The organism is uncultured Bifidobacterium sp. (assembly GCF_959020155.1).
Taxonomy (GTDB): domain Bacteria; phylum Actinomycetota; class Actinomycetes; order Actinomycetales; family Bifidobacteriaceae; genus Bifidobacterium.
The window spans coordinates 1-12,364 of record NZ_CAUERC010000037.1 but is presented as its reverse complement, the minus strand read 5'-3'; the positions used below and the strand labels follow the sequence as shown (position 1 = coordinate 12,364).

General features: G+C 61.7%; 8 protein-coding genes. 5 read left to right on the top strand and 3 right to left on the bottom strand.

The genetic code is table 11. From position 1 onward, the window contains the following. Positions 1-171: 171 nt before the first annotated feature. The 3 genes from dnaG to alr form a co-directional block, all read right to left on the bottom strand. Complete coding sequence (dnaG, locus tag Q5H31_RS07540) at positions 172-2,271, bottom strand: DNA primase (RefSeq protein WP_008783130.1); 2,100 nt, start codon at positions 2,269-2,271, stop codon at positions 172-174. 163 nt (positions 2,272-2,434) lie between these two features. Beyond that, positions 2,435-3,721, bottom strand: a complete 1,287-nt coding sequence (locus tag Q5H31_RS07535; protein WP_032740616.1) for a deoxyguanosinetriphosphate triphosphohydrolase — start codon at positions 3,719-3,721, stop codon at positions 2,435-2,437. A gap of 192 nt (positions 3,722-3,913) precedes the next feature. Next, positions 3,914-5,272: an alanine racemase gene (gene alr / locus Q5H31_RS07530; protein WP_015512334.1), complete on the bottom strand. Its 1,359-nt coding sequence runs from the start codon at positions 5,270-5,272 to the stop codon at positions 3,914-3,916. Positions 5,273-5,460: 188 nt separating this feature from the next. On the opposite strand from alr, the gene Q5H31_RS07525 reads away from it, so the two are divergent. From Q5H31_RS07525 to Q5H31_RS07505, 5 genes are all read left to right on the top strand, one after another. Further along, positions 5,461-6,921 carry an APC family permease gene (locus Q5H31_RS07525; protein ID WP_302457639.1) on the top strand — a complete coding sequence of 487 codons (1,461 nt, stop codon included), beginning with the start codon at positions 5,461-5,463 and terminating at the stop codon, positions 6,919-6,921. Positions 6,922-7,622: 701 nt separating this feature from the next. Next, positions 7,623-8,657 (top strand): LacI family DNA-binding transcriptional regulator, encoded by a 1,035-nt coding sequence (locus Q5H31_RS07520; RefSeq protein ID WP_230309534.1) that lies wholly within the window; start codon positions 7,623-7,625, stop codon positions 8,655-8,657. A gap of 242 nt (positions 8,658-8,899) precedes the next feature. Beyond that, on the top strand, positions 8,900-10,204 hold the full coding sequence (locus Q5H31_RS07515) for an ABC transporter substrate-binding protein (RefSeq protein ID WP_080785231.1): 1,305 nt from the start codon (positions 8,900-8,902) through the stop codon (positions 10,202-10,204). A 138-nt stretch (positions 10,205-10,342) separates the two neighbouring features. Beyond that, on the top strand, positions 10,343-11,284 hold the full coding sequence (locus Q5H31_RS07510) for a carbohydrate ABC transporter permease (RefSeq protein WP_065443825.1): 942 nt from the start codon (positions 10,343-10,345) through the stop codon (positions 11,282-11,284). Positions 11,285-11,358: 74 nt separating this feature from the next. Continuing rightward, positions 11,359-12,237 carry a carbohydrate ABC transporter permease gene (locus Q5H31_RS07505; protein ID WP_065443827.1) on the top strand — a complete coding sequence of 293 codons (879 nt, stop codon included), beginning with the start codon at positions 11,359-11,361 and terminating at the stop codon, positions 12,235-12,237. Positions 12,238-12,364: the final 127 nt, after the last annotated feature.

Sequence of the window (12,364 nt, the reverse complement as noted above, 5' to 3'; positions counted from 1 at the left end):
CAAACCAAGCAACTCATACTTGCATTATACCATAATTTATCGTTTGTCATTAAAAAGTTGATATCAAACGAATAGTTGATGTGACATCGATGCTGCGCGATATATCTGACGTCGCTTCTCTCGCCCCGCCCGACTGCGGCCAGTAACCTCCCTCGTCAGAGGGAGAGATTACTAGCCAACGGTGTTGCCGTAGATTTGGGCTTGGAGGTCTTTACGGGCGGTTTCCATGCGGGTGATCTGGCCGAGGAGGGTTATCTTCTCTTCGCCGTCGGGCAGCTGGGCCATGCGGCGTTTGGCCAAACCGATCTGGCGCATGAAGCCCATGTCCAACAATCGGGTGAGCAGTTCGGTGGCATAGCGCTGCTCTTCCGGCGTGGCAGGGCGTAGCTGCACGGCGGCCGCACCACCGCCGACTCCCCCAGGCACGTTCGACTGCGGAGGTTGTGCGCCATTACCACCGTCGTCGCCAGGCAGTGGCAACGGCATGACGGCCAGCTCGTTGATCACCTGATTCAGCATCGGTCCGCCGGCCTTAGTGAGGTTGTGCATCCACAGCCCCTGCGGGGTATCGTCGGATGGCAGTCCGCCGGCGGCCGCGATCGCCTGGAACAGGGTGCGGAACACCGAAGTCATGAAATGGTCGATGGTCAGCTGCCCGAACATGGTGCGGTCGATGGCGCGCGGCACCTGAATCAGCACGGCCATGAACTGCTGTTCGGCGATGAATACGGCGTCGTCGATCTTGAAATATGCCTGTTCGGCGGCGTCACGGCGCTCCAACGCCTTGCGCGTGGCCGGATTGGCGTATGGGTTGGTGCCGGGTTCCACACGCGGCTCGTCACGCTCGAATCGACGTTTGGGCGCGTAGGCGTCCTCATCGCGTACATGCATCTGCCGGCGCGCGTTCATCACCTCGCGGCGCATCACCTCAAGATCCACGCCGATACGGCCCGCGGACTTGCGCGCGTAAGCGTCCCATAGGGAGCGGTCGCGAATCTGCGCCACCAGCGGGGCCACAGCTTTCATCGCACCCACTTGGCCGGGCGTGTAGGTCAGGTCGAACCGGCTGATGGCGGCGTCGATCACGAAGTCATACAACGGTTTGGCGCGGGCGATCAGCGAACGCACTGCTTCGTTGCCTCGCTCGATGCGCAGGTCGCACGGGTCGAGATTGTCGTCGGCCACGGCCACGAAGGTTTGGGAGAGGAAGGCCGAATCAAGGCCGAAGGCATGCAGCGCGGCTTTCTGGCCGGCGGCGTCACCATCGAACGTGAACACGATGCGCGAGCTCAACGGCTGGTCCTTGACCTTCAACGGCCCGACCAGCTGGACCGCGCCCAGCGAATCGTCGGCGATCAGGCGGCGCACAATCTTGGCGTGCTCGGCGCCGAACGCCGTGCCGCACGTGGCGATGGCGGTGTCGATGCCGGCCAAGTGCATGGCCATCACGTCCGTATAGCCTTCGACGATCACCACCTGCCGCTTCTTGACGATGGCGGATTTGGCCAAATCGATGCCGTAAAGCACCTGGGTTTTGCGGTAGAGCTGCGTGTCCGGCGTGTTGATGTATTTGGCGGCGATCTGATCGTCTTCGTATAGTTTGCGCGCGCCGAAGCCGAGCGTGCGGCCGGTCGAATCGCGGATGGGCCAGGTCACTCGGCCGCGGAAATAGTCATAGATGCCGCGCTGGCCTTGACGGGCCAAGCCCGCGTCGAGGATTTCCTTCTGCGTAAACCCCTTGGAGGCCAAGTGGCGCACGAGATTATCCCAGCCTTGCGGCGCGTAGCCGCAGCCGAAACGTTCGCAATCAGCTTGGGAGAAGTTGCGGCCGCCAAGCAGCTTGCGGGCGGGCAGTGCTTCCTTGGTCAAGATCTGGGAGACGAAGAAGCGCTGGGCTTCCTCGCAGGCTTCCAGCAGTCGCGTGCGCTTGGAGCCGGTGTTCTCGCGCGCCGGGCCGTTGCCGCTGTTCTCGTAGTGCAGCTCGATATGGTACTTGTCGGCGAGCAGTTCCACGGCTTCGCGGAAGTCGATGTTTTCGGATTGTTCGACGTATTTGAATACGTCGCCACCCAAGCCGCAGCCGAAGCAGTGCCACACGCCGAGCGAGGGACGCACGTTGAAGCTGCCGGTTTTCTCGTCGTGGAACGGGCACAGGCCCACGAAGGTGCCGGTGCCGGAGGGCTTAAGCGTTACGGTCGCAGATACAATGTCATACAGGTCCGCGGCGGCGCGCACCTTCTCGACATCTTCTTTCTTAATCATTCCGACCATAAGTCTCTAGAGTACCGCCTCACCTGAGACACGGTAAATTTTTACCGTCGGTTATCATTTCTTCCGCGAAACTCCCTTCAGTCGCCTACAGCGACAGCTCCCCTCACCCGAGGGGAGCTGGCTCGCGCAGCGAGACTGAGGGAAGCGCCCGCCCAACACGCCCTCAGCACAAGATGGAGTGCAGGGCCAGAGCGGAGTTGTCGGTCAGGCTTGCGACCTGATCGATGGCGACGCGCAGGCGCTCGTTGTCATTGGTGGATTCATTCCAATCGGCCAGGAACTGGCTTTCCAAAGCGTCGGATGGGAGCGGCGAATCGGCCATAAGCACATCGACCAAATCCGATACGATCTTGAGCTCCTCCTGATGGAATGGCTCGCGCTCGCGAGGCGCCATGACGAAGTACACGGCGATGCCCTTCAGTGCCACGATCTCGTAATTCGTGTTCTCGGGAATCACGATGTTCGAGGAATACCGGGTCAACGGCCCGGGCCCATACGTGTCGCGCGTGGCGGTCTCCACCGACCAGCAGAAGCGGCCGATCAAATCGGACGTAATGTTCTTAAGCTGCGCCAACGATTCGCGCGAACCATTGAAATGTGCAGGGAACAAATGCTCTCGGCGCAATCGCATGAACGCGGCCAGCAGCTTGTCGGCATCCCACTTCGCCCCATACCATGCGCGCGTCTGCTCGATGATGTGGTCCAGCATCTTCGGATCGGCGAGCACAATCGGATCGAACGCGCCGGTGGCGATGGAATCCTCGACGTCATGCACGGAGTAGGCGATATCGTCCGAAAGGTCCATGATCTGGCATTCCATGGGTTTGGCGGCCTGGGGCGCGCCGATTTTGAGCCAGCGGAACACCGGTTCGTCATCCGGGTAGACGCAGAATTTCTTCGACCGCTCCCCCTTCGGGTGTCGGTCGGCTTCGGCCAAGGTCCACGGGTATTTGACGGCCGCATCCAAGGCCGCACGGGTCAGGTTCACGCCGGCCGAACGCCCGTCCGGGTGAAAGATCTTGGGTTCGAGCCGGGTCAGGATACGCATGGTCTGTGCGTTGCCCTCGAAGCCGCCGATATTGCCGGCGATGTCGGCGAGCGCACGCTCCCCGTTGTGCCCGAACGGCGGGTGACCAAGGTCATGGGCCAGACAGGCGCAGTCGACCACGTCCGGATCACAGCCGAGCAATGCGCCGATTTGGCGACCGATCTGGGCGACTTCCAGCGTATGCGTCAGTCGGGTGCGGGCGAAATCGTCGGTACCGGCAATCAGAATCTGGCTTTTCGCGCCCAAACGCCGCAAAGCGGACGAATGAATCAGTCGCGCGCGATCGCGTTCGAAAGCCGTGCGCGACTTGGATTTGGGCGGCTCGGGTGCCCATCGCTCCTCGTCGAAGGCGCTGTAGCCCTCATCGCTCAGCACCTGTTCCCCATCCAAAGTCGTTTCCATATTCCAAGCATAGGCACACATATCGGCCGCAGTAATCCCGACTTCCCGAATATGTGCCACTGACGTCAACTCAACGGCACATATTCGGGAGATTGGGGCCGATTTCCCGAATATGTGACGCTCAGCACATGTCAACGGCACATATTCGGGAAGAAGGGATTACGGGGTGCCACCGTATGGCGGTAATGCACCTTATAGCAGCGTGGCGGGGTCGAGCTTGGCGAGGTCGGCGGCGGGCAGTACTTCGGCGGCATGCTCGTAAAGGCGCGGGATGCGGTTGCGCAGGCAGGTGAAGATCTCGTAGCTGATGGTGTCGGCGGCGCGGGCCCAATCGTCGGCGGTAGGCTCAACGTAATCCTCGCCGCGGCCCGGGCCGAACAGTTCGACCGTGTCGCCCTCGTGAACGCCGAGTTCGGCGGCGGATCCGTGCAGGTCCACGATGAACTGGTCCATGCACACGCGGCCGCACACGCGGTAGAGCTTCGGACCTTCAGTGGTCATGATGCGCACCGGGCCGCCCGGCTTCTCCACGTGCTTGGCACCTTCCATATCGAAACCGGAAGCGGAGCGGTGGATGCCATCGGCGTAGCCCAGCGGCACAATAGCGGTCGAGGTGTTGTCCGGGGTCAGGTAGGTGCGGCCATAAGAGATGCCATGGCCGGCCTCCACATCCTTGACCGTGCCGAGCTGCGCCTGCAGGCGCATGGCCGGGGTCAGATGCCAGTCGCGCGGGGTGCCCATCGCGGGATCGGGCTCGTAGCCGTACAGGCCGATGCCGGGGCGGGTAAGTTCGAAGTGAATCTCCGGGCGGTCCAAAGTGGCCGCCGTGTTGGCCAGGTGACGGATCTCCGGCGGAATGCCGGCCTGTTCCATGCGGCGCGTGAAGTCCTTGAATGTTTCGATCTGGCGGTCGGTGGAGGACACGAATTCGGGCACATCGGGCGAATCGGCCACGGCGAGATGGCTCCACTGACCCACAATATGCAACACGCCCTCTTTGGCGAGCGGCACGAGTTTGGCGAGCGCGGCGTCGAATCCGGCCGGCGTGAAACCGTTGCGACCGAAGCCGGAATCGACCTTGACGTGTACGCGGGCGGGCTTGCCGAGCTTGCGTGCGGCGGCGGCCACGGCATCGATGCCGGGCAGGGAGCCGACCGATACGTCGATATCGGCAGCGATCAGCTCATCGAATGGCACTTCGGTGCCGTTGTAGACCCAAGTCAGAATGCGGCAGCGGTCGGGGCCGATGCCGAGCTTGCGCAGCAGCAACGCTTCGTGCGACTGCGCGGTGCCGAGCCATGTGGCGCCGCCGGCGAGCGCGGCCAGGGCGGCGGGCAGCAGTCCGTGGCCGTAGGCGTCGGCCTTGACCACACCCATCACCGCCGTGCCGGAAGCGGGCCCGCCGACCACGGAGACCAGGTGGGCCATGTTGTCGCGCATGGTTTTGAGGTCCACGATGGCCTGTGCGGGGTATTGGCGGCGGGCGGCCGCATAGTTGGCCTTGCCCTGCTCGGACGAGAATGCGATTTCAGGTGCTGCGTTCATGCTCATAGACACCTATTGTTGCGCGAGAATGTGACGTGTAGTCGCAATCGTCTGTTTTCGCCCGGCAGTCGTACACTAATGACCGATATGCGGTTTCTCGGAAGCCGCCTTTGATTCCCGGCGTTGAGGCGTGCCGGGATCCCGGAAATCCGTCCGGTTCAGCCCCATAATCCTAGATTTCATGAGAGAAGAACATGGATCTGTTTCGTAAGAAAAGCATGGATCAGCTTGTCGCCGAATCCACTCCCCTCAAGCGCACGATGCGCACCTTCGATCTGACGATGCTCGGCATCGGCGCGATCATCGGCACCGGTATCTTCGTGCTCACCGGCAAGGGCGCGCTGACCGCCGGCCCGGCCCTGTCCGTATCGTTCCTGCTGGCCGCCGTCTGCTGCGGTTTTGCCGGTCTGTGCTACGCCGAGTTCGCCGCCATGGCCCCGGTGTCCGGCTCGGCCTACTCCTATGCCTATCTGGCGTTCGGCGAGCTCATCGCCTTCGTGATCGGCTGGGATCTGATTCTGGAGTACGCCCTGCAGGCGGCCACAGTGTCCGCCGGCTGGTCGGGCTACTTCAACAAACTGCTGGAAGGCTTCGGCCTGCACCTGCCGGTCGAGCTGACCGCCGCCTACGGCACCAACCCGGACGTCACCACCTACTTCAACCTGCCCGGTTTCGTCATCGTGCTGATCATCACGTGGGTGCTGTCCATCGGCATCAACCAGACCAAGCGCACCAATGACGTGATGGTGCTCATCAAGCTCGCCATCATCGTGCTGTTCATCGTGTGCGCCGTGTGGTATGTCAAGCCGTCCAACTGGCAGCCGTTCTCCCCGTACGGCATCTACACTTTCCAGCCCGGCTCCACCCAGCCGTACGGCATCGTGCCGGCCGCTTCCATCGTGTTCTTCAGCTTCATCGGCTTCGATGCCGTGTCCTCTTCCGCTGAGGAGACCATCAACCCGAACAAGACGCTGCCGCGCGGCATTCTGCTGTCCCTGGCCGTTTCCACCGTGCTCTACGTCATCATGACCCTGATCATGACCGGCGTGGTGCCCTACAAGGAGTTCGCCAAGTACATCGACGCCCCGGTGGCCGGCGTGATTCTGGAGACCGGCATGAACTGGCTCGCGGTGATCGTGAACCTGGGCGCCCTCATCGGCATGACCACGGTGATGCTCGTGCAGCTGTACGGCCAATCCCGTATCTGCTACGCCATGAGCCGTGACGGCCTGTTCCCGAAGTTCTTCGGCCACGTGCACGAGAAGTACCGCACCCCGTTCAAGGGCACCTGGTTCTTCGGTCTGCTGACCGCGTTCGCCGGCGGCTTCATCAACATCAACGTGCTGTTCGAGCTGGTGAACATCGGTACGCTGTCCGCGTTCATCATCGTGTCGGCCGGTATTCTATGGATGCGCAAGACCCAGCCGAATGCGCCCCGCGGCTTCCGCGCGCCGGGCGTGCCGGTCACCCCGATTCTGGCCATCGTATTCTGCTTCGTGCTCATCGCCGGTCTCAACTGGGAGACCTGGGTGCGTTTCGCCGTCTGGTTCGGTCTGGGCCTGATCGTGTACTTCGGCTACAGCCGCAAGCGCTCCAAGCTCGGCCTTGAGCAGAAGGCCGGGGCTGACGCCAAGGTCGCTGCGACTGAGGACTGAGGACTGAGGTCTATCGGCTGACCGATAGCCGATGGCTGCTTTCGTGAAAACCGTACGCTGAGTTACTTTCAGCGTACGGTTTTTGCGATATGAGGCCATGTTTCGTGAAGAACGTACGCTGAGTGCCGCTGTTTCGTTTTTTCTATACACCCAACTGAAGAATCCGCCCGGTTCTTTAATTTCCGCTCGAGCTATCCGCATCCGCCACGATCGCCATATTTGCCATCATCGCAAGAACCCTCATGGCCCTCCCGCCCCGGTTTCTGATTGAAAAACGGCAATGCACGCGCTAGATTCGTTCGGCATGAAGTAAGTGCGAATTCATTGTCAGAGGCCCGCATACAAAACTGACACAACCATATTACGGGCAATAACAATCCTCGGTGGTTTCCGGGATTCTGCTTCATGCCATTGCACATTCCACAACTCAATTTGCCGAGAGCACGAAGCGTCGAATCGAACGACCGGACAGCCGGGCCAAGCTGTCCGTCGGATATCCGCATATCGGCGTGTCGCGCGATTGACAAAACCGCAGGGGCACGCAATAATCTAATCTAACGAAACGTTTCGACAGTGATGTTGGACGGTTCGCTAACGGCGAAAACCAACAGACATAACCTATGCGCACTCGTGCAGACATGGCATGATGTCGGGCATACGCCGGCCGCTGAAGGCCGACCGAAAGCACAGGAAAGGAGGCGATGATGGCTGGAATCAAGGACGTGGCACACGCGGCCGGGGTGTCGGTCAGCACGGTCTCCTATGTGCTGTCCGGCAAGCGCGCGATCTCGGAGAAGACCGCCGCCAAGGTGCGCGACGCCATCCGCGAGCTGCAGTACACGCCGGACGCCTCCGCCCAGAAGATGCGGGGTATCCGCAACCGGATCCTGGCTGTCAGCGAGCCGATTCGCGGCGACATCAACGAGGCGAAGTACAACGCGTACTTCCTGCACACGGCACGGCAGGCGAGGAACGCAGGCTACGACGTGCTGCTGCTCAGCGGCGAGGATGCGGTGGACGACATCCGCCGTGTGACCCGCAGCAACATGGTCGACGGCGTGCTGCTGCTCGACATCGTAGAGGACGACGAGCGCGTGGCCGAGGCCGGCTCGTACGGCAAGCCCTGCGTGGCCATCGGCTATCCGAGCCGCAAGGGAGACTGCGCGTGCGTGGACATCGACTTCCCCGCCGCCGCCGACCTCGCGGTGCGCTACCTGCATGGCAAAGGGCACCGCGACGTCATCCTGCTGCGCGACAACGAGCGCGACTACGAACGCCAGTCCGGCTATGTGCTGACGCTGCGCCGCCTGATGCTGGAGCGGGCCGGGGAGATGGGCATGCGCGTCACGGAGTCGGCCAAGAACGAGTTCGGCCGGTTCGACGCGCGTGCCTTCGTGGACGGCCTCCTGAAGTCGCTTCCCCGCCCCACCGCGATCATCAGCCAGGCCGATGCCGATACGCTCAACATGGTGACCCGCGAACTTGAGAACCGCGGAATCGACATCCCCGGCGACATCTCTATACTCTCCTGCGGCACGTTCCTTAAGAACGAGCTAGTGGCCCACCCGGTCACCGAGATACCGCTGATGCCGAGGCTGCTCTGCTCCAAGGCCGTGGGCCTGCTGCTCTCCGCAGTCGAGGACGGCCGCACGATCGGAGCGGAAAGTGAGTTCGTGCCGCCCAGAATCGAGGACCGCGGCTCGGTGTGCTCCCTGAACGAGGGGGATGAGTCATGAGACCGGTGGTCGCGTATCCCCCTGCAATGCTTTATATCCATAGTCGAAACGTTTCGATTCCGATCACGTCGCCTACGACGGCGCGATCGGCTACAATCCGGCCGTAACCCACACCTGCCGGCCCACCCCGGACCGGCCCGCCAAGGGTCGACGCAGACGCCTGTCCCGTTAATCGAAACGTTTCGATTATCTTCACCACAACTGTTGCCGATGGCAATAACCAATAGGAAAAGGAGAATTCCATGAACATCAAACGAGGAATCGCAGCTCTGGCCGTGCTGGCGATGTCGGTGACCACGCTCGCGGCGTGCGGCAGCGACACCGCACAGGACGAAGGCGCCCCGGCCAGCCTGTCCTTCTGGTACTACGAGGAAGAGGACGCCGGACAGACCCAGGCCTGGAAGAAGGCCGCCGAGATGTTCAAGAAGGAGACCGGCGTCACCATCAACTTCGAACGCAAGTCCTTCACCCAAATCGCGCAGAACGGCAGTCAGTTCCTCAACTCCGACGAGGCCCCGGACCTCATGGAATCCAACCGCGGCAACGGCTCAGCGGGTGTGCTGTCCACCATGGGCCTGCTCACCGACCTCGGCGACTACGTCGACCAGTACGGCTGGGACGAGAAGGTCACCGGCTCGAACGCCGAAACCGCCAAGTACGACGAGAACGGCATCATGGGCGGCGACACCTGGTACGGCATGAGCAGCTACGCCGAATTCCAGCGTGTCTACTACAACAAGAACCTCTTCGACAAGTACGGCATCGAGATTCCGACCACCTACGACGAGTTCATGGACGCCTGCCAGAAGTTCGTGGATGCCGGCGTGACCCCAATCGCCGCCGACGCCCAGGAATACGGCGTGATGTGGCTGTGGTGGCAGCTGGTCTCCAAGAACGCCGACTCCACATTCATGGACAACTGGCACCTGTACAAAGGCAAGGTCGACTGGAACTCCAAGACACTCACCAACGCCACGGACACCATCAGCGAATGGCTCGACAAGGGCTTCATCTCCAAGAACGCTACCGGCATGAAGGCCGAGGACACCACCCAAGCGTTCATCAAGGGCGAATACCCAATCTACCAGACCGGCACCTGGAACCAAGGCCGCTTCGCCAAGCAGATCACCGGCTTCGAATGGACGGCCGCCGTCATGCCCGAATCCAAGTTCGCGGTCGGCTGCGCCGGCAACCTGCTCGTCATCCCCGAACGCTCCAAGCACCACGACCTGTCCGCCAAGTTCATCGATTACGTGCTCTCCGACGAGGTCCAGAACTACCTCGGCAACGTCGGCGGCATCCCGGTCGCCGCCGACCTGGACAAGATCACCGACGAGAAGAGCAAGGACATGATCGAGGAGTACGACTCCTACGCCAGCAAGAGCAAGCTCAGCTACTACCCCGACTACGCCGCCTCAAGTCTGACCGACGCCATCCCCGCCTCCTTCCAGGAACTGGTGAACGGAACCAAGGACACCTCCGCCGTGCTCAAGGACATCCACTCGAAGTACGACTCCGGCGTCGAGGAGATGGGCTTCTCGAACTGATTGCCGCCCGGCGGCCATGAATCGTATGGCGGGGCGTGGTTTGTCCCTTTTCCACGCCCCGTCATCACTCCCCTGACCAATCCCAATCCCGCACGCATAGCAATCCACCCGTCATATACACACACCAAGGAGAGAGCAATGGCAGGCAACACCAAGCACGCCCATAACGTGGCGCTTTCACGGCTTCCCGGTAACAGGTCTTCGCGCTTCGTTCCCTATCTGATCCCGGGCATCCTCGGCCTGGCCATCATCGTCATCATCCCGTTCGTTTGGAACATCTACCTGAGCCTCACCCGCTGGCGCGGCGTAGGCCCGGTGCGCTTCATCGGACTGCAGAACTGGCAACGACTGTTCAAGGACTCCACGTTCTGGATCTCGTTCCTCAACTCGTTCTGGATCATCGTCGCCATCGTCGTGATCCCCACGATCCTGGGCCTGTTCATCTCGTCGCTACTTACCGACGTCATCCAGAAGAAGTTCGGCGGCAAGACCGCGTCCTTCCTGCGCGCCCTGTTCTACCTGCCCCAGCTGCTGCCCGTCGCCGTGGCCGCGATCATCATGGGCTGGATCTTCCGCCCCGAAGACGGCGCCGTGAACGCGCTCCTGGAACAGATCGGCCTCGGATCGCTGACCCACAACTGGCTCGGCAGCCCGGACAGCGCGCTGCCGGTCCTCATGTTCATCCTCGTGTGGATCCAGCTCGGCTACCCCATCGTCATCTTCATGTCCGGCCTGCAACGCGTCGACCCCGAGCTCTATGAGGCCGCCAGCCTCGACGGCGCCAACTGGTGGCAGAAGTTCCGCGTGGTCACCCTGCCGTCCATCATCCCCGAACTGCTCGTCGTGATCCTGACCGCCACCATCGGCGCGTTGAAGACCTTCGCCCCTGTCTACCTACTGACCAAGGGTGGGCCGGGCACCGCGACCACAGTGCCGTCTTACTACTCGTACAACCAGTTCTTCCAGGTGCAGCAGGTCGGCTACGGCGCCGCCATCTCCACCGCCCTGACCGTGGTCATCATCGTCTTCTCCGTGGTGTTCACCATCATCCAGAAGCGCGTCGAAAAGAACATGGTCTGATTCCAAGGACACGACGCCGCTCCACACCCCCCAAAAACACCGAATCGCATTTTTCCGAAATCGAGGATCGAACCATGACACAGACAATGACCGCCGCAACGGCGAAGAGGGCATCGCACAAGACGCAGCACGTCCGCTCGGCAGGCGACTGGGTGACGCTGGTCCTGCTGGTCGTCGCCGCACTGATCGTCCTGTTCCCGCTGCTCGTGCTGACCGTCAACGCCTTCAAGACGCAAGTCGACTATAACGCAGCCGGCCCACTGAGTCTGCCGAAGACCTTCACCATGGAAGGCATCGTCTCCTTCTGGACCACCACGAAGTTCTCGATGAAGTTCCTCAACAGCCTCATCATCTCCCTGACCGTCGCCGTGGCCGCCGTGGTGCTGTCCGTGCTCAACTCCTTCGCGCTAGGCATCGGCCGCGTCAAAGGCAACACATGGATCGTGCTGGCCATCATGCTGGCGAACATGATGCCGCAGGAGGCACTGCTCTACCCGCTGTACACCATGTTCAAGGCCGCCGGGCTGTACAACACGAAGCTCGCGATCATCATCATCTTCACCATCATCCAAAGCGCGTACGGCACCTACCTGCTCTCCTCCGTGTACGGCACGTTCCCGCAGGCCATCCTCGAGGCCGCATCCATCGACGGCGCCTCCCGCTGGCAGGTGCTGCTCAAGGTGGTGCTGCCGATCTCCTGGCCCACCATCAGCGTGCTGTTCGTGTTCTTCTTCGTCTGGACGTGGAACGAATACATGATCCCGATGGCGTTCCTGATGGGCGACGACGTGCAGACCATCCCGCTGGCCCTGGCCACGCTCCAGGGACAGCACACGATGGAAGCCACCACCCTGGCATCCGCATCGCTGCTGAGCATCATCCCGACCATCATCTTCTTCGTCATCTTCCAGCGCAAGCTCTCCCAGGGCATCACCGCCGGTGCCGTGAAATAACACCCCCAGCATCCCCGGCCCGCCCCAGACAAAACGCCGTGGCGGGCCGGGCCTGCGACAGGAAAGGAAGTGAGCATCATGCTCGACGCATTCACCACAGCGAACCCCGCGCCGGGGCTCGGACAAG